The 20,098-nt window shown below is 38.1% G+C and carries 12 protein-coding genes, 1 tRNA gene and 1 riboswitch; of the genes, 9 read left to right on the top strand and 4 right to left on the bottom strand.

Going from position 1 to position 20,098, the window contains the following annotated elements; genetic code table 11:
• Positions 1–98 precede the first annotated feature (98 nt).
• The gene (locus tag HXT24_RS04970; protein ID WP_422119267.1) at positions 99–2,447 is read right to left on the bottom strand and encodes an energy-coupling factor transporter ATPase; all 2,349 of its coding nucleotides are present in this window, start codon (positions 2,445–2,447) and stop codon (positions 99–101) included.
• A 58-nt stretch (positions 2,448–2,505) separates the two neighbouring features.
• A complete protein-coding gene (locus HXT24_RS04965) occupies positions 2,506–3,120 on the bottom strand; it encodes an ECF transporter S component (protein ID WP_415684128.1) in 615 nt (204 codons plus the stop codon).
• Positions 3,121–3,125: 5 nt separating this feature from the next.
• A riboswitch (FMN riboswitch) is annotated at positions 3,126–3,277 on the bottom strand.
• Between the two features lie 109 nt (positions 3,278–3,386).
• On the opposite strand from HXT24_RS04965, the gene HXT24_RS04960 reads away from it, so the two are divergent.
• Entirely contained in the window at positions 3,387–4,397 is a 1,011-nt protein-coding gene (locus tag HXT24_RS04960) for a glycosyltransferase (protein ID WP_422119266.1), read from the top strand.
• A gap of 96 nt (positions 4,398–4,493) precedes the next feature.
• On the opposite strand, the gene adhP is transcribed toward HXT24_RS04960, so the two are convergent.
• Positions 4,494–5,504, bottom strand: coding sequence for an alcohol dehydrogenase AdhP (gene adhP / locus HXT24_RS04955; protein WP_009994725.1), 1,011 nt, complete (start codon positions 5,502–5,504; stop codon positions 4,494–4,496).
• A gap of 316 nt (positions 5,505–5,820) precedes the next feature.
• Between adhP and HXT24_RS04950 the strand changes: the two genes are divergently transcribed.
• The 7 genes from HXT24_RS04950 (at position 5,821) to HXT24_RS04920 (ending at position 17,110) form a co-directional block, all read left to right on the top strand.
• A tRNA-Gly gene (locus tag HXT24_RS04950) sits at positions 5,821–5,896 on the top strand.
• A 275-nt stretch (positions 5,897–6,171) separates the two neighbouring features.
• Positions 6,172–6,735, top strand: a complete 564-nt coding sequence (gene ahpC, locus HXT24_RS04945; protein ID WP_004115062.1) for an alkyl hydroperoxide reductase subunit C — start codon at positions 6,172–6,174, stop codon at positions 6,733–6,735.
• A gap of 75 nt (positions 6,736–6,810) precedes the next feature.
• A complete protein-coding gene (gene ahpF, locus HXT24_RS04940) occupies positions 6,811–8,430 on the top strand; it encodes an alkyl hydroperoxide reductase subunit F (RefSeq protein ID WP_422119265.1) in 1,620 nt (539 codons plus the stop codon).
• Positions 8,431–8,513: 83 nt separating this feature from the next.
• On the top strand, positions 8,514–9,413 hold the full coding sequence (locus tag HXT24_RS04935) for a LysR substrate-binding domain-containing protein (RefSeq protein ID WP_422119264.1): 900 nt from the start codon (positions 8,514–8,516) through the stop codon (positions 9,411–9,413).
• A gap of 270 nt (positions 9,414–9,683) precedes the next feature.
• Positions 9,684–12,983 (top strand): tetratricopeptide repeat protein, encoded by a 3,300-nt coding sequence (locus HXT24_RS04930; RefSeq protein ID WP_422119263.1) that lies wholly within the window; start codon positions 9,684–9,686, stop codon positions 12,981–12,983.
• An 86-nt stretch (positions 12,984–13,069) separates the two neighbouring features.
• On the top strand, positions 13,070–15,952 hold the full coding sequence (ligA, locus tag HXT24_RS04925; RefSeq protein WP_422119262.1) for an NAD-dependent DNA ligase LigA: 2,883 nt from the start codon (positions 13,070–13,072) through the stop codon (positions 15,950–15,952).
• Positions 15,953–15,961: 9 nt separating this feature from the next.
• Positions 15,962–17,110, top strand: coding sequence for an Mrp/NBP35 family ATP-binding protein (locus tag HXT24_RS04920; RefSeq protein ID WP_116692075.1), 1,149 nt, complete (start codon positions 15,962–15,964; stop codon positions 17,108–17,110).
• Positions 17,111–17,173: 63 nt separating this feature from the next.
• Here HXT24_RS04920 and HXT24_RS04915 read toward each other — a convergent pair whose 3' ends face one another.
• Positions 17,174–18,541 carry a DUF349 domain-containing protein gene (locus HXT24_RS04915; protein WP_020761916.1) on the bottom strand — a complete coding sequence of 456 codons (1,368 nt, stop codon included), beginning with the start codon at positions 18,539–18,541 and terminating at the stop codon, positions 17,174–17,176.
• Between the two features lie 96 nt (positions 18,542–18,637).
• Between HXT24_RS04915 and hisS the strand changes: the two genes are divergently transcribed.
• Complete coding sequence (hisS, locus tag HXT24_RS04910; protein WP_004111603.1) at positions 18,638–20,038, top strand: histidine--tRNA ligase; 1,401 nt, start codon at positions 18,638–18,640, stop codon at positions 20,036–20,038.
• Positions 20,039–20,098: the final 60 nt, after the last annotated feature.

Genomic DNA, 20,098 nt, shown 5'->3' with positions numbered 1-20,098 from the left:
TATCGACTATTGATTATCTACTTGTAACGCTTAAATTTTCAATGCTTATCGGATTATACATTAACCGTAAGAATCCGCGTTCAATACGTTCAATGAGTTCAATATACAAATATTCCAGCAAAAATTATTCCGCACACAATGCCTAATGTAATTATTAAAAGCGCAAAGTCTTTTAAGCGCATTTTCTCCGTATGTAAGTGCGTGCGCTTAGCTCCAGGAACGTAGCATCTAGAATCTAGCGCAAGTCCCAGTGTGTTTGCGTGCCGAATCACACTTGCAAATCCTGGAACTATAAGAGATGTTATTGCTTGCAATCGCTTTTTTATAGACCCGTCTTTTATGTTTCCACCTCTTGCAACTTGAGCTAAAGCAACAGATTCTGCTTCTTTTGCAAGAGTTGGCAAAAATCGCAAAGCAAGGCTCATAATAAGAGCAATTTCTTGACTTGGCAATCCTACGCTTTTAAGAGGCGAAATAATAGACGCGCATGCTTCAGTCAATCGCGTTTGGCTTATTGTTAGTACAATTATTGATCCGATTAGTATAACAAGCGAAAATCTTGAAGCGAAAAGTATTGCAAACTTTATTCCATCATCTGTTATTGATAGCGGTCCAATTTTAAAAATTTCTCTTCCAGAATGTACAACTAGGAGATTAAACATTCCAGAAAATACGAATATTGCAATAAACATGTGCAATGACAACAATAATTTTATAGGCGATATTCTAGCGAGAAATATTAGAGCAAGCGTTGATAGTGCAAGAATTCCTAGTTGATAGAAGTTTGTAATGCTAAATGCGCTAAACATAAGAATTAAGCATGATATTAGTATTATTCGCGTATTGAATAAGCTTAGCAATGACTTGTTTTTGTCTTTGTTTTTCTTTTCGTTAACATTCTCGCTAGCATTTTCAAGCTTTTCGTCTTGCGCGTGTTCTTGAATTTCCTTCTTTTTGCGCGAATCTAACGTAACTATGCGCGCTCCAAGCGATTTTGCTTCGTTTAAATCGTGAGTAATAACAATAATTGTTACGCCTTTATTGTGTAAATCGCTTAAAATTTTTAGCACGATTTTTGCATACTCAAAATCTAATCCTGCTGTAGGCTCGTCTAAAACCAAAATTTTTGGATTGCAAGCTAAAACACCTGCAATTGCTGCTAGTCGTTGCTGGCCTCCAGAAAGTTCGAATGGGGATTTTTGTGCTAAGTGTTCAATATGCAATGATTTTAGTGCGTTCAATACTCTGGAATGTAATTCACGTCCTTCTAATCCAAAGTTTTTTGGCCCGTATGCTACGTCTTCAAAAACAGTTTGTGCAAAAAGTTGCTGTTCTGGCAATTGCATAACGTAACCAATGTTTTTGCGAATTTCTCGCATTTGCGATTTGCTTGTTTTTTCGCTAATTTTTATTCCGTTTACGCAAATGGAGCCAGAATCGTATTTAATAAGTGCGCATATTGCTTTTGCGAGCGTTGATTTTCCGCACCCGTTTTTTCCCATTATTGCAACGATTTCGCCTGATTTTACGCTTAGAGAATAGTCTCTTATTATTGGAGTTTGACTATTTGTATAGCTCACATTTAAATTCGATATTTCAATTGCTGTATTTGAATTTTCTACATTTTTCGTCATGCTTTTTGATCCAATAACAGCTGGCGATTTTTCCGTGAAAAATTCATCTAATTCCAATAAACTTACATCACGCAATTTTCCATTTTCTAGCATCAATATTCGATCCGCATTTTTGCATTCGCTAATCTTATGTGTAACTTGCACGATTGTTGTGCCGCTCGTTTGCAATTTGTTAAAAAGCTTATTTACATCTTCTTTTGCGCAAGAATCAAGCATACTTGTAGGCTCATCTAATACAAGAAGTTTTGATTTTGTAGCAATCGACGATGCAATAGCAACGCGCTGCTGCTGACCCCCACTCATATTGCTCGGGTCGCTAAAACGGTGATTTTCCATGTTTACAGCGCGTAATGCATTGCTTATATTTTGCTTCATAAATTCTTTAGAGGCGCACAAGTTTTCAAGCCCAAAAGCAACATCGTCTTCTACAACTGTTGTAACGATTTGGTCTTCTGGGCTTTGAAATAATGCTCCAATAGATTCTCGTGCTTTTTGGTAAGCTTTTGAATCAACATTGTTTGCTTCAAAAACTTTTATTCCGCATAGCGTAACAATTCCAGAATCTGGGGAAGAAAGTCCTGCAATAATTTTAGCTAGCGTGGACTTTCCACTACCATTTTTGCCAATGATTGCGATTCTTTGACCATATGCAATTTCAAGATCTATTCCGTCTAGAATCCAAGTTTTTCCGCCATCGTAGCTAAAGCGAACTTTTTGCAAAGAAACAGCATTATCTTTTTTAGCGCAATAATCCGTATTGCTTTTTTCGACTTTGCAACATGTTTTATCTTGAATAACTTTATTGCTTTGCATAATCAGCTTGCTTTTTACTTAATTGACTAATGCTATTTTGGCTAATGCTATTTGTTTGCTATTTGTTGTAGTTAAGAAGCTTTGAAACAGGCTTATAAACAAGCATAGTTATTACGCAATGAATCGCAAGCTTAATAGCATTAAACGGTAGCAGAGCTGGAACTATAAGAGCGGCAACTTGTTCAACGCTCATATGCGCATAAAATGGCGTAATAATAAGGTTTCCAACTATTGCAAGAGCAATCGCAACTACAGAGCCAACTATAAGCGAAATAATAGCGCCTTCTTTGGTTCTAATTTTTTTGTAGACGATTGCAGCACTAACAGACGCGCCCATTGAAACCAATATTGCCATTATTGCGCCAAACGGGTTAGTGAAGAAGTGTGGAGCAAATCCTAGTACGCTTACGATTGCAGCGGCGAATGGTCCGTATGCAAATCCTGCAATCAAACACACAATTCCCGAAGGATCATATTTAAGGTAGTTTACGTCTGGAATAAGTGGAAATTCTATAAAGCTTACAGCAATAGAGAGCGCAACAAATAGCGCGTATTTAGCAATTTTTTCGCTTGACCAATAGTTTGTGCCAGAGTAAGTTGCGTGATTATTTACTGTGTGATTATTTGCTGTGTTATTGCTAGTTTTATGATTATTTTCGCGTGAAATGCTCATTAGAGCCTCCGTTTCTTTCATCCGGACTTTAACCGTTGGCTTCGGATTCTAACCGAATCAGCAGCGCAATGCCGCTCGCGGGCTTCGAGAAAATTCACTAATTCAAGAATTACCTCGTTACCGCCAGTAAGGATTTTCACCTTCCCTGAAACTACTCTTTATTTTTATCTTATGCTAAGAACATTTATCCGAAAATGAAGTTTGTACTAAAAAATTTGAATTTTATTAATAATATTGATGGCAATGCTAAGTGTAATATTAAAAATATGAGCGAAGTTATAAATGATAATACTATTGATAAGCTTACTGTTGTTGTAGTTACTTATAAGCGTCAGGAGTTGCTTGAAAATCTGTTTAAATCTTTTGAACGATTAAATCAATGCCCATGGAGGATTGTTGTTGTAGACAATGAGAAGAGTGAAAAAACTCGTGATATGGTGCAAGATTTAGATGATGTTCTTACACGTCGCTGGGGTTCTGCTAGCGCGGATGATTCTGGCGATTCAAGCCGCGTTGTTTACGCACCTCAAAGCAGCAATCTTGGTGGAGCTGGCGGTTTTAGTGCTGGCGTTAAAAAAGCGTATGAACTTGGCGCACAGTGGTTCTGGGTTATGGACGATGATGTTGAAACTGTTCCAGAATCTATTGAACGTCTTTCAAAGTGGACTAAAAGCCACGATGTGATTCAAGGCAGCCGTTTAGACTACGACGGTGGCGATTTTTATTGGCAATATAAATTTATTGTTTCTCTTGGAATCCCTAACCCAATTGCTCCAGCAGCATTTGGACCATCTGGCTACCGCGTTATGAACACTATGTGCTTTGAAGGTGGATTGTTTAAGCGCAATATTGTAGAGAAAATCGGTTTGCCAGATCCGCACTATTTTATTTATTGGGATGACACAACTTACGGATACCTTGCTAGCAAAGTTACGAATCCTATTGTTGTAAAAGATGTTATTCTTCGTAGAACTCGTAATATTCCTAATTGGGATATTGCTGGCGTTCGTCAACTAAATTCTACTTCTGACATGAATCGTTACCATATTATGCGAAATCGTGGTTTTATGGCGCGATACTTTATGATTCATGGCGATTATCGACCATTTATGTTTGCTCTTGGAACAGCGTTAACTGCTGCAAAAGAGCTTATTAGGCTTGTTGCTGTAGATCGTGAGCATATTTTAAGTGGTGTTAAAAAGCTTTTTACTGGTTGGATTGCAAGCAGAAAAATTTTGCATGATCCTAATTGGAAGCCAATGCCTCCGTTAAAATAGTGTACAAAAATTAAGTCTTAAAATATCTTAAAACATAAACTAGAAGCCACCTAGTATTTGCTAAGTGGCTTCTAGTTTTTATAACTTATCTCTTTTTCAGTGGGAGAGGTCGATTACCATTCGACCACGAATCTTACCGCTGAGCATCTCGTCGAAGATGTCGTTAATGTCTTCCATCTTGCGCATATGGCACTGTGGAACAACCTTGCCTTCAGCACCAAACTGGAACGCTTCTTCCAAATCCTTACGAGTTCCAACAAGAGAACCAACCAAACGGATTCCGTCAAGAACAAGGCGAGGAATGCTAAGTTCCATGTCTTCTGGTGGAAGACCAACAGCTGCAACGGTGCCGCCTGCTCGCACAGAGTCAACTGCGCTGTTAAAAGCAGCCTTGCTTACAGCGGTTACGACAGCGCCATGAGCGCCGCCTACCTTCTTCATAGCAAATTCAGGAACATTTTCCTTAAGTGGGTTCACGCACAAATCTGCGCCATATTCCTTAGCAAATTCAAGCTGAGCATCGTTAACATCTACTGCGATTACGTGCGCACCAAATACGTTCTTTGCATATTGCAACGCAAGATTACCAAGACCGCCAAGACCAAAGAGAATAAGCCATTCGCCTGGATGTACGCCAGATTCCTTAATAGCCTTGTAGGTTGTAACGCCAGCGCAAGTGATGGAGCTTGCAGGAGCTGGATCCAAGCCTTCTGGGACCTTTACTGCGTAGTCTGCTGCGACGATGCACTCTTGAGACATGCCACCATCGGCAGTGTATCCTGCGTTCAAAACGCTACGGCAAAGTGTTTCTCTGCCCGTGGTGCAATATTCGCAATGTCCGCAACCCTTGAAGAACCATGCTACAGATGCACGGTCGCCTGGCTTTAATGTTGTAACACCAGGGCCAACTTCCTTAACAATACCAATACCTTCGTGTCCAAGAACCACGCCTGTTTTATCGCCAAAATCTTGGTTCTTAACGTGAAGATCAGTATGGCATACGCCGCAGCACTCCATATCGAGTAAGGCCTCACCAAATTCCAATGGGCGGAGTTCCTTCTCTACAACCTGAGCCTTCTTATCTTTGGTTGCAACAATAGCCTTCATAGAAACCTCCTTGTTCTATGCTTCATCTTTGAAAAACATTACCTTTTCAGTTTTCTTTTACCTGTTTGGTAAAAGCTAATTCTCATTCTACATTATTTTTACGATTTTTCATGATAAAAATCACATTTTAAGAAAAATTTTATAAAAATTTATGGCTTAATGATAATAATTATCGTAATCAATATTTTTCTCATCTTTTTCTGTTATTCAACACTCCGTAAAATTGCATGTATATTGCAGAAAAATCACTATAAATTTTTATTTTTACTCATAACTTGCATTTAAAAAGAAATCAGGCTATTATGACATTTTGTTTGCGGACATAGCTTAGTTGGTAAAGCGCAACCTTGCCAAGGTTGAGACCGCGGGTTCGAGTCCCGTTGTCCGCTCCATTTTTTTTTTCTTTTGCTTTTGTCATATTTTTTTTTAGTTTGTTTTAGTCATATTTGTTTTATGAAAATATAAATTTATTAAAGAGTTATTGATATACGACATCTAGCGCTATAGATATTGTCTATACATATAGTCTTTTTGATATAAATAATCTATCATGATTTTAATGCTGAATTCTGATTCTAAATAATTAGATTTAGCAAATAGGTCAAAATATTGCTAATTGCAAGAAATGAAAAATTTTTTAAATAAACAATTAAAGATTGGAGTTGTTATGAGCCTTATTGGTACGCATATTCTTCCGTTTAAAGTAAACGGATATAAAAATGGGGAATTTGTAGAAGTAAGCGATAATGATGTTCTTGGAAAGTGGGCTATATTCTTCTTCTATCCAGCAGACTTTTCGTTTGTGTGCCCAACAGAGCTTGAAGATCTTGCAAATCACTACGAAGACCTTCAAAAATTAGGCGTAGAAGTTTATTCTGTTTCAACAGACACTCATTTTGTTCACAAAGCTTGGCACGATGACTCTAAAGCTATTGCAAAAGTAAAATACACAATGCTTGGAGATCCAAACGGCGCGCTCTCTAAAAACTTTAATGCTTTGAATGAGGAATCTGGTTTAGCTCATCGCGCAACATTCTTGGTTGATCCTCAAGGAAATATTCAATTCTACGAGATGACAGCAGATGGAATCGGCAGAAATGCAGATGAGATGCTTCGCAAAGTTAAAGCTGCTCAATTTATTGCAGCCCATCCAGGAGAAGTATGTCCAGCAAAGTGGGAGCAGGGAGAAGAAACACTTGCTCCATCTATTGACTTGGTCGGGAAGATCTGATTTTTTAAAAGTCTGATTTTCTAATAATTAATTTACTGCTAAAGATCTGCTACTTAAGAATAGAAAGTGAAAATAATGTCTTTATTGGATTCAAACTTAACTACTCAACTTGCTGGATTACTAACAAAAATGGTTAATCCTATTAATCTTGTTGCATATGTTGATAGTAGTAAAAATTCTCAAAAAGTTATTGAGCTTTTAAATGAAGTAGCAGATCAAAGCAGCAAAATCACTGTTATAGAAGGTGATAAAAGTCGCGTAAATCGCAAACCAAGTTTCGCAGTACTTAATCCACAAACTAATGTGTCTGTAAGCTTTGCTGGTTTACCTCTTGGACACGAGTTTAGCTCTCTAGTTTTGGCTATTTTACAAGTAAGCGGTTACGCTCCAAAAATAAACGACGATCAGCGCAAAGCAATTTTGAGCATTGGAAGTCATGAAGTTACAACATACATGTCTGTTACTTGCATTAATTGCCCAGAGGTTGTTCAATCGCTTAATACAATTTCGATTATTAATCCTAAAGTAAAACATATTGCTGTAGAAGGAAGCGCTTTTAAAGACGAGGTAGATGCTCTTGGCGTAATGAGTGTTCCTGCAGTTTTTGAAAACGGAAAGATGATTTCTTCTGGAAGATCATCTATAGACGAATTAGTTGCGATTCTTTTAAGTCAAGAGGAAAATAGCGATTCAAGCAATTCTAAGGTTTCTGGCGATTATTCATTAGCGCAAAAAATGAACGCCAAAAATCCGTACGACGTTATTCTTGTAGGTGGAGGTCCTGCTGCAAGCGCCGCAGCGATTTACACAGCTAGAAAAGGCCTTAAAACAGCAATGATTATGGACCACAGAGGCGGTCAAGTTGTTGAAACTGAAAGCATAGAAAATCATATTTCGCAAACGCACACAACAGGCGCAAAGCTTGCTAACGATTTAACAAACCACATTGCTCAATATGACATTGACGTATTTACTCCCGATTGGGCTACATCTTTAGATATTGCTGAAGAATCATACGGATTGCACACGATTAACACTAAATCTGGCGGAAATCTAAAAGCCAAAGCAGTAATTATTGCAACAGGCGCTACATGGAGAACACTTGGCATTCCTGGGGAAGACGAATATAGAAACAAGGGAGTGTCGTTCTGCCCGCATTGCGATGGTCCATTGTTTAAAAATAAGAATGTTGTAGTTGTTGGCGGAGGAAATTCTGGAGTCGAAGCTGCAATAGACTTAGCAGGTGTTGCAAATCACGTTACTCTAATCGAATATATGAACACGCTTAAAGCAGATCAAATATTAGTTAATGCTCTAAATAATCTTTCTAATACTACTGTGATAACAGGTGCTGCTCTTAGTTCTATAGAAGGAGACGGAACAAAGGTTATTGCAGTACGTTATAAAGATCGCAATGCTAGTAATGGTGAAAATAGTGAGAAAATTTTGCACACAGACGGTGTGTTTGTTCAAATTGGTTTAATGCCAAATACTAAGTGGATTTCAAACAAACTAAGCTTAAATAATCGTTCGGAAATCGTAACAGATAGAAAAGGGTGCACGAGTGTTCATGGCATTTTTGCTGCTGGCGATTGCACAGATGAGCCTTATAAGCAAATTGTTACAGCATATGGATCTGGAGCAAACGCGGCTCTTAGTGCATTCGACTATCTAATTAGAAATGTGCAAAACTAGATTAACTTTTAACGCATAAGCTTTTAATACTTAAAATTTTTATATATTATATTCTTACTACTTTTAATGAGAAAGATGATTACGTGAACATTAAATCACTTGAATACTTAATTGCTTTTGCAAAAGAGGAAAGTTTTACAAAAGCAGCTGAACGTATGCACGTTTCTCAACCAACGTTGTCTACGCAAATTAAAAAGTTAGAAGATTTGCTTGGTGTTTGTCTTATTGAAAGAACTCCTGGAAAGCAAATTCTAACTCCAGCAGGCAGGGAAGTTGTGTATTACGCAAAGCGTATTCATGCCGACGTTTCAAGTATTTATCAAGCAGCAAGGCGATTAGAAGACCCATGGTCATCTACTATAGTTTTAGGCGTTTTTCCAACATTATGCCCTTATCTTTTGCCAAGAATAATGCCAGTTTTGCGTAAAGTTAAGCCGAATTTTAATATTCGATTTGTTGAAGAAAAGTCTGCTATCCTTGTAGAAATGTTGCATAGTGGTCAGATTGATGGCGCAATATTAAGCGAGCAATTAAATGAATCTTCTTTGAAAGTAAAACATATTTTTGACGAGGACTTTTTATTGGCTGCTTCTACAAATTCGCAGTTTGGTCATGAAAAAACTCCGATTGATGTTTCGCAATTGTCTAGCCAAAAAGTGCTACTTTTAGAAGATGGTCATTGCATGCGTAGAAGCATGATAGATGTATGTCAAAAAGTTGGTGCAAAACAGTCTGAATTTTGTGCTACGTCTTTGGAAACCTTACGATACATGGTTGTTGGAAGTAAAGATGTGACTTTGCTTCCGCGTCTTTCTATTCTTCCTCCAATTGTTCAGCCATCAGGATTAACAATTCGCGAGTTTAAAGATCCAAAACCATATCGTTCGCTGTATTTAAACTGGAGAGCAGCTTCTCCAGTGGATCAAATTATGGACGGTTTAACTAAGATTATTTCTGGTGCATGCGTGAATTTGCATAAGTGAAGTTAATAAAATTTATATTTTTAAACTTTAAAAGCAATTAAAGCATTCACATGTTAGATTAAAACAAGATTGAAATGAAATATAATTTGATTTTGTTCTAAAAGAGTTAAAACATATTCTACTTCTAATTGTGTTTTTCGAACCGATAATCAGCTATACTTAAAATGTTTGAGTAAGAATAAATGCAACACGTATGGAAATCACTTAAATATTTAGTTTTACGGGTTTTACGAAAATAGTAGTTGGCTTTAAAACGAAAGAACGAGGAATATGCAAGACGAAGTGCAATCTAGCAAGAAAATAGATTCTGCCGAAAGTAGTGAAAAAAATCGCTCAGATATTGCAGATGATAGTATGCAGATTGTGCAGGAAACCATTAAAACATTGTGGGAAAATAGAGAATCTATTCCAGTTAGGCTATTTTCTAAAAAGCATATTTTTAAAGATTTTCCAATGATGCCAAAAAACGTAAAGTTAGGTTGGATTAAACTTTCTGGGAAAAAACATGGTATAGCTATTGGATTATTCAATGATGATTGCAAACGTTTTCGTCAGCTTGCTGTTGCAGATTTTGAAGGTCGTGTTTATACAGGACATGACATTTCGATTGAAGATACGATGGAAAGAATACCAGAGTTATCTTTTGTAGAACAAAATTCTATGACTCTTAAAGATTCGTTACGTTTCTACGGTGTTGATGATAGGAAAATTACTCATGCGAGTCATGCGCGTAAAAAAGTAAATTCAATCAATAAAAATAATCGTGAATCTGATTTAGTTGTTATAAGAGGAGATGTAGTTGTTCAGCTATCACAAGATGAAGGCATGCAATGGGTATCATCTTGGATTCGTAAAGTTAATGACAAAAAAGAAGCATATACTCTTGAAGAAACTAGAGTTTTGCTTCCTGACAGACTCCGTTGCAATCTTTCATACTGCGATGCTATTTCAACATCTTTCTTTGCATCGTTCTTTATTCCAGATATAACGAGAGCGTTTAGCGGTTTCGGATCTGGCAATATTTTTAGGCGTCTTACAAAGGAAGCCCCTCTTGGAGCTATTAGAAGAAGCATTATGGATTCAAAAGTGGCGGAAAAAGCAGGTTTGCGTGTTTCGTCAATGGAAAAATATTTTGCTTATCTTATGTTAGATTCTGGCGCTTTAGAACATAGTGGTCCTCTTGAAGCTGTTCATGGGGCAGAACGCTTACATTTGCAAAAGTCGCAAGTTTCAGACGCTAATTTCCTAGTATGGGATGATTCTTTAGAAGCAAAAGCTGCGTTGAAAGTATTGCGAATAGAAGGTTCTATTAACCGTTTCCAGTCCATTAGTAGTTGTTTAGAAGAAAATTGCGCTAATGGCGGTAATTTAACGGAAAATTCTGTAAACTTTGGTCAAATATCTGAAATAGATTTATCGTTTATAGAAGATCCAGCGTTTTGTGCTAACGGCGAATTGGATATGAATAGTTTTGGTAATCCTTTACAAGACGACAATATTCGCCCATTAATGCACTTGTGGAATACTGCAAAAAAATCTAACGACCTTTATATTTACAAGTCAGATGGATCTTCTAATTGCGAATGGTCTTATAGGCAAAGACTATCTGGATTAATTAGAAGTCTTTATTTACCATTTAGGTTTGATACTGATTTTCGCTCTAATCTAGAAGACGGTAATGTTGCATTAGCGTTTATGGCAACTGGCAGTTCGATGATGCCGACTAGAAGATTTGATTCTGCTAACCAAAAATGGATTACTTTAACTAATGCAGATAAGTCTCGTATGACAACTGATTACAATCTTCGACTTGGAATAATCATGGCAACCCTTGCATTCGGAGCAAGTGAAGAAGTACAGAATGTATCTATAAGATTAGATTCAATAGGCTTAGAAGAAATGGTTGCTGCTCAAGATGATGCCATGAGTAAAATCCTAAATCAAACAATTAATGCTTTGAACAATATGAATCGTGAGGCAGCTCGTTCTAAAGGCGATCCTAAAGATGGAGATATTCATGGAGATGTTAATAACGGACTAGCGAATGTGCAAGATTTACAAAACTTTACTAATCATCCTATTCTTCACGAAGATGAAGTGACTGTGCCTGATAGTAGTAATAAAGCCACTGGTAGCAAATCGATAAATTCTAGTGATAGCTACAGTGATACTGAGATTAGTGATAGCAATACGAACGATATTGGATCAGATCCTATTGAACCTGATCCTATGGATGCTTTTAGCAAATACCCAACTGTAAAGTCTTTATTGACAGTCACATTCAATCGCGAATCTTTTATAAAACATATTCGTGCAAATGGGTTGAATAATCCTCTTGGCGCATACAAAAAATTTAACGCAAATATGAAAATAGATGAAGAAGGCGCATTAAACCCGATTGAACCAAGCTTTGATCTGAGAGATAGTTGTTTTTCTCCTCATGGAGCACAGGAAGAACCTGAGTTTTCAGATGTAATTTTTGACATCAAATCTCAAAAAGCATTAGGTACTACCAACTCTAAAGGTCTTTCAATTCAAAGAGAAGATTTATTACAACAGGCTGTTGCGGATTTTCATCACATATCGTCAGAAGTAATGATATCTAATGCAGAAAAAGCTCGTATGGCAATGGATATTGTGGAAAGTATTGACGATCCAGAATTAAATGAGAAAGCAAATCTTATAACAAGCGCTTTAATAGACGAAAAAGAAATACCCGAAATATCTTTTAAAGTTTCAAAAGATATTTATAATATGAGACTTCATGCTCATGAGCAATTTATGAGTGGAGACTTTGAAAATGCCATCGAAGAATACGAAAATGCAGTAAAACATTTCGATTCCATGTTTTCCTTCAACGATGTTGTACCAAGATACTTTAATTCCTACGCAGAGAGAGTTGTCTACAATCGAATATTTGCAACCCAAAATGAACGTATGATACTTATACCAGATGGTCTTTTTTATGCGCATATGGAGTTAGCAGACTTACTAACTCAACTCAACAGGCATGAGGATGCACTAAAACACTTAAACACAATGGTTTCATACGCTCCAACATATGTTATTTCTCATCTCAAGTTAGCTTCACAGCTTACGGAGAAAGAAGATTGGACTTCTGTAGAAGCAGTGTGTCTAAACGCATTACCAGTATGCTTTGATAGAGAAGACGCCGCTTTTATATATTACAGACTTGCTTACGCAGAGTGGATGCAAGATAATTTCCCTCTTGCTGTAGCAGCATATAAAATGGCAGACAATTTATCTTCTGGAAAAATTGAGTCTATTGAAATAGAGCTTGATGAATTACTGAGCCGTATGCAGTCACAGTGCATTCCAGCTCCTAATGATATGTCTCAAGTAGAAGAAGTTTTAAAAATAAACAATGTTCCAAAATGGCCAGATGTTGAAGCTTATGAGATTATTGATGAAGCTGCAAAAATAACAGTAAACGAGGGAATGTTTGTTATTGCACGAACGCTTTCCGTTGCAAGAGCAAGAATGCTGTTTAGCAACAATTCATCAGATAACGTTGTTCAAATGCAGTTTTTGCGCTCGCTTAACTCATAAACAACTCTTATTAAATAGTAATTATAATCAGTTATTGACGCCTGTCTGGTAGATAGGATAGTGAAAAGGTTTTGAAGGGAAAGCTTATGATTGCGTCTAATAGCGATAAGTCGTCACACGCAGTTGGAGAACAATTATCTCTTTTCGACGATTTTGATGATTCGCTAAATACTGATAAATCAAGTGTTAACAACGATTCATTATCTTCAAGCATTAGCACAGTCGATAATCAAAACCAAAATGTTCATGAGCCAGGCGAGAACAATACATCTAACACATCACACGAGTTTAGTTCAACTACAGATTTTAATGATTGGATTTCTAAATTAGAGCCAACAGATGTAGACGCTATTGCATTATCTAAGCTAGAACCTTCACTTTTAACAAGCGAGCAAGCTGCTAGATTATGGGCAAAATTAGCTGCTTGGGCTCAATCAGATCAGATAGCTTATTATGTTGATGATTCACCAAGTAGTTCTGACGCTGCTTATGACACAAGAATGCGAGTTTTAAGCTCACTAGAATCTACATTCCCAATATTAGATACGCCTCAATCACCAACACATAGAGTTGGCGGAACTTTTTCGAACGATTTTGCGTCAGTTAAACATCCATCAAGAATGATGAGTTTGGATGATGTGTTCTCATTAGAAGAGCTAAAATCTTGGTACGATAGCATTATTCGCGATTTAAAATGGCCTCAAAATAAGCCATTGCCAATGACATGTGAAGTAAAAATCGATGGACTTGCGTTAAATCTCATATACAGAAATGGAACTTTGGAACAAGGTCTAACTCGAGGAGATGGCGTTACTGGAGAAGACATATCTCTGAATGTAAGAACAATCGAAGAAATACCGACTCAGCTTAAATGCGAAAATTCAGACGATATTCCAGAATTTGTGGAAATTCGTGGTGAAGTTTTTATGAAATGGGCGGATTTTAGAAAGCTGAATATTGAGCAAGAAGATTTAGGAAAGCCTGCTTTTGCTAATCCAAGAAACGCTGCTGCAGGGTCTTTAAGACAAAAGGATCCTAGAATCACTGCAACAAGAAGATTAAGCTTTATAGCGCATGGATTAGGCGATTTAAAGTGGAAAGATTCAGTAAGAAATGATTCTGAGCATAAATCACATACGCAAACATCGTTTAATCAGTCGGACGCATACGAGCTGTATAAAAAATGGGGGATACCCGTATCTCCTTATACTCGCAAAGTTACGTCTTTTGAACAAATAGAAGATATGATTGAATACTATGGAGAACACAGAAACTCTATTATTCATGCCTTAGACGGAATTGTAGTTAAAGTAGACGATCGTGCTTTGCAAAGAGAACTAGGGTCTACCTCTAGAGCACCAAGATGGGCAATTGCGTACAAGTATCCTCCAGAAGAAGTAAATACTGTTCTTAAAGACATTGTTGTTCAAGTAGGAAGAACAGGTAGAGTCACTCCTGTTGCTGTTTTGGACCCAGTAACTGTTGCAGGATCTACAATATCGCGCACAACATTGCATAATCCTTACGAAGTTGAGCATAAAGGTGTGCTTATAGGCGATACTGTTGTTGTTCGTAAAGCTGGCGATGTTATACCAGAATTAGTTGGTCCAGTACTAAAGTATAGGGATGGAAATGAAAGCAAATTACGCAAATTTGTTATGCCAGAGTATTGCCCATCATGCGGATCTAAACTTGCACCTGCTAAAGAGGGAGACAAGGATATTCGTTGTCCAAATGTAGAAAACTGCCCAGCACAATTAACAGAGAGAATAATTAATCTTGCATCGAGGCACGCATTCGACATTGAAAATCTTGGAGAATCTTCTGCACTAGCTTTAACAAATCCAGAAGATTCTAGACCTACAACTGCAGAGGTCTATCATCCTGATATTGACAAAATAGTAATTCAGCGCGGCTCTTCTTTGCAACCAACTATTCCAGAATCTGTATTTGATCTTCCAAAATATCAAGAACCTGTTATAAGAAGCGAAGCGGATATTTTTAACATTACTGCAGCTGATTTGCGAAATATTAAAGTTTGGAAAGAAATACCTCTTGTTGAAGAATGGAAAGAATTAGGAAAAGACGGAAAATTAAAGAAAAGAACTAAAAAAATAGGCGGATCTGGATTGTGGAGACAGGTTTCTGCATTCTGGACTAGACCTTTAGAAGCTACAAGAAGAAAATCCAATGATGATTCCAACAGTGATGAGCTTAAGGAATCTTTAAATCCAGATTACCCAATGTTTGAAGTTCCTTCTGACGCTTATGTAATAAGGTTAGTTGAAAAGAAAATTCGTAAAAATAATGTTCTTCAAACAGTGAGTGTTCCTGAATACACTCGTCCAAGTGAAACAACAAGAGCAATGTTAGAAGAAATAGCTCAAAAAGGTAAGTCTGCAACACTTTGGCGTGTGCTAGTGGCTTTGTCTATTCGTAGACTTGGTCCGCCTACAGCAAGACTAATAGCGGCAAGATTTGGTTCAATTGAGAATATTTCTAAAGCATCTGTTGAAGATTTAACACAAATTGATGGAGTTGGTCCAGAAATTGCTCAAGCCGTATACGATTGGTTTGAAAAATCGAAGAATCCTCAAGATTGGCGTAGTGAAGTTTTACGTAAATGGAATGAAGCCGGAGTAGTTGGATCTTCTGACTCTTCTAATGCGGACAGTATCGAACAGACTCTTAGTGGCAAAACGGTTGTTGTTACAGGATCATTAGAAGGTTTTACCAGAGATTCAGCTAAAGAAGCTATTTCTTCTAGGGGAGGGAAAGCAGCTTCTTCTGTTAGCAAAAAGACGTATTGCGTTATTGTCGGAGAAAATGCTGGTTCTAAAGCCACTAAAGCAGAAGAACTTGGTATACCTATGCTAGATGAGAATCAATTTAAGATTTTGCTTAATACTGGCAGTATTGAATCTGCTCTAGATAGCAAATACGAACTTGATTTTAAGGACGAATCGTAAAAGTTAAAAATGAGCAGCACTATTGAACTCGAAACTCGCATTTACGATCTATTAGGAAGTGTTATTGATCCAGAATTAGGTCGTTCAGTTACTGAACTAAATATGGTAACTGGCATACACGTAAGTGGAAAACAAAATGTCACTAGTGTATGCGATTTTGATAATTCTTATCCAACTTATGATGTGACTATAAGCATAGAACTTACTGTTCCAGATTGTCCTCTAGCACAAGTAATTACACAGAGAATTCAATCAGCTGTAAAAAAATATCCTAATGCAAATCTTGTTCCTCACGTAAATATAAGCGCTATGAGTAAGGATAAGCTTGCAAAACTTGTTTCGGATTTGAAAGAGGAACGTAAAGAAAATCCTTTTAATAAAAATGGCGTTAAAACAAGAATTTTTGCTATAGCATCTGGAAAAGGGGGAGTTGGAAAGTCTTCCATAACTGCCAATTTAGCAGCCACTTTCGCGGCTCTTGGATACAAAACAGCAGCAATAGATGCAGACGTTTATGGATTTTCTCTACCGCGTATGTTTGGTGTTACAAGTCAGCCTACTAATTTGAATGGCATGCTTATGCCAGTAGAAGCTTGGGGAGTTAAACTGATTTCTATTGGAATGTTTGCTGGAACAGATCGTGCGATTTTGTGGCGTGGTCCGCGCTTGCAACGTTCTCTTGAACAGTTTCTTTGCGACGTTTGGTGGGCAGACCCAGATGTGCTTCTTTTAGATTTGGCGCCTGGAACTGGAGATATGGCTCTGGCTGTTGCTCAATCATTGCCTAATGTGGAGCTTGTGGTTGTTACAACTCCTCAGCCTAGTGCTTCAGATGTTGCCGTTAGAGCAGGTCTTATGGCGTTGCAAATTCCAGTTAATGTGCGTGGAGTTGTAGAAAATATGAGTTGGTTTGAAAATAATGGAGCGCGCTTGGAAATCTTTGGTTCAGGTGGCGGGAAACGCGTTAGTGACCAGCTTTGTAAAGCTCTTGGTAAGAATGTGCCTCTTTTAGCACAAATTCCATTAGATACGAGTATTAGAGAAATTGGAGAGTCTGGCAGACCTGCGGTTCTTAAAAAGGATGGAAGTCTAGCTAATTCACAATTAGCTAACACCTTTATTCAACTTGCTAAAGCTTTAATGAAAACTGTTAAATAAAACTATTAAATATGGGGTTACTTAAAAATTAAGTAACCCCATATTTAAATGATTAATGATTAATTACTTAATAGCATTCAACCATTGTTCTTTTGTAGCTTTTTCAGCCTGAAGCTTAGCCTTACGCTTTGCATCTTTTTCACTTGCAATCTTAGAATCAAGCTCCTCGAGCTGAGCCTTCAATTGCGTAGCAAAACTAGACTTACGAGCGTCTGCCTCTGGGTCAGCATCTTTCCAAGCAGCATCTTCAACAGCCTTAATCTTCTTATCCACATCATTTAAGCGGGATTCAATTCTGCGCATATCTTCGCGTGGAACAAAACCAATCTTGTCCCATTCTTCTTGAATCTCAGACAACGCTTTGCGAGCTGCTTTTGCTGCTTCTTCATCTTTAACAGGAAGAAGAGCTTCTGCCTTAACAAGCAAAGCTTCCTTCTTGGAAAGATTTTCTTTTTCACCAGCATTCATCTTTTCTCTATCTTCTTGACGAGCATGATAGAATGTGTCTGCAGCTTCACGGAACTTAGCCCATAACTCATCGTCGTGCTGACGACCAGCATTTCCAGCCTTCTTCCAGCGATCCATCAAAGCATTAAACTTCATAGAAGTTTCACGCCATTTAGTTGATTCCTTCAAGCTTTCAGCTTCAGCAATAATGGCTTCCTTAATTTCTTTAGCAGTATTTCTTTCAGTATCACGCTCCTTAACCCAAGCGTTGCGTGCTTGAGTGAAAGCAGAACGAGCTTTAGAAAATCGCTGCCACAAAGCGTCAGCATCCGCCTTATTGAGATGAATCGTAGTGCGCTGATGTTGCTGCCACTTGTCAAACAGGGAACGAAGCTTATCTGAAAGCGAGCGCCAATTTGTAGAATCACCTATTTGAGCAACTAACGTTTCTGCCTGTTCAACAATAGCAGTACGTTCTTTAAGAGCTTTATCTAATTCATCTTTGCGAGCTTTTGCAAGTTCTTCTTTTTTAGACGCAGCCTTAGCTTGCAATTCGGCGTGTCGAGCATTCAAAGCAGCGATGTCTCCAACTACCGATGGTTCCTTAAGATCCGCCTCTAAAGTAGCTAAAGTCTCATCAATTTCCTTAGGTCTCACATTAGACGATTCAAGTCTTTTTTCGAAGAGATCAAGCTTGATCTTTAAGTCAAGATAACGATGTACGTAGAAAGTCAAAGCATCCTCTGGAGTGCCAGTAGAATATTGACCTACTTCGCGTTCGTCAGCTCCTTCACGAACATAAACGTTTCCATTTTCATCAACTCGCCCAAAGGTTTTAGCGGTTTTAACATCTTCGTCGCTATACGAGACAGTTGGAACTGCAGCAACAACGCGAGCCTTGTTAGCAAAGTTTGCAGGCGACGGCGCATGCGGCTTTGGGGTAGTTTGTTTAGTAGTTTCTTCAGGTTTAGTCTGTTCGGTCACGGGTCGACTCCTTACAGCAAATGCACGGTAACAGTGTTACGAATAAGTATGACGGTAAGCCATGATTTTTCCGCAACATAACCTATTATAGTGGACATGGTACAAGGCTCATCAATATCTGGTTTTCCAGAGTGGCTTCCTAGTGAGCGCGCTGTTGAACAGCGTGTTATGGACACATTGCGGGAAGTATTTGAATTAAATGGTTTTATAGGCATTGAAACTCGTGCTGTTGAGCAGGGTTCAAGTCTGTTAAAAAAAGGCGAAACTAGCAAAGAAATATATCTTTTGTCTAGATTGCAAGAGGTGGGGCATGAAAGCGACACTCCTGTTGAAAATCGAATAGGTTTGCATTTTGATTTAACAGTTCCTCTTAGTCGTTATGTTGTTGAACACACTGGCGATTTAGCTTTTCCTTTTAAACGCTGGCAGATGCAAAAAGTTTGGCGTGGCGAACGTCCACAAGAAGGACGCTTCCGTGAATTTGTTCAAGCAGATATTGATGTTGTGGGTAATGGTGATTTGCCGTCTCATTACGAAGTAGAGCTTCCTCTTGTTATGGTAGAAGCACTTGAGCGTTTGCGCGAATTTGGATTACCTAAAGCTACTGTTCACGCCAATAATCGTAAGCTTTCTGAAGGTTTTTATCGAGGTATTGGTTTAAGCGATATTGAGGGAGTTCTTCGAGAAATCGACAAACTCGACAAAATTGGCGCTGAAGAAGTTGCTAAGCTTTTGGTAAAAGAGTGCGGAGCTACGGACTCCCAAGCTGCTGCATGCTTAGAATTGGCTGAACTTACTGCTGAAACAGGAGATGAGTTGAAGTCTCGTTTCGATGAATTATGCGATAAGCATGATATTTCTCGCAGTGAAGATAACGAATCGTACACTTTAGCTTCACAAGGTGTTGAAACTCTTGCAATGATTGTGGACGATGCAGCAAAAATTCGTCCAGGTGCTGTTGTGGCAGATTTGAAGATTGCGCGAGGATTGGATTATTACACTGGTTCTGTGTATGAAACATTCTTGGATGGCGCTGAATCCCTTGGATCAATCTGCTCTGGCGGACGCTACGACAATCTTGTTTCTCAAGGTAATAAAAAGTATCCAGGCGTAGGTCTTTCTATAGGACTTTCGCGTTTACTTTCTTATATGCTGCACACAGCTGGTGCCACTGTTTCCCGTGTTTCTCCTGCTGCAGTATTGGTGGCAGTTTGGAATGAGGAAGATAGGTCTGCTTGTAACGAGATTGCTCGAAAGCTTCGTGCTAGAGGAATTGCTGCCGATGTTTCTCCAAGTGCAGCAAAACTTGGTAAGCAGATAAAATATGCAGATAAGTTAGGTATCCCTTATGTGTGGTTCCCAGCTGATAGTGCAGATTCTGAATCTAACCATGATGAAGTGAAGAATATTATTACTGGGGAACAAGTTTCTGCAGACGCCACGTCTTGGCAACCAGATACTGTTTATGCCCGGCAGACTGTTTCTTGCGCTCAATAATTTGCTTTATATTTTAAGAATATATTTTGCAATATTTGAACGCGCGATTCATGCGGTAAA

The organism is Gardnerella sp. DNF00354 (assembly GCF_049262755.1).
Taxonomy (GTDB): Bacteria; Actinomycetota; Actinomycetes; order Actinomycetales; family Bifidobacteriaceae; genus Bifidobacterium; species Bifidobacterium vaginale.
This window is presented reverse-complemented; position numbering and strand designations above follow the sequence as displayed.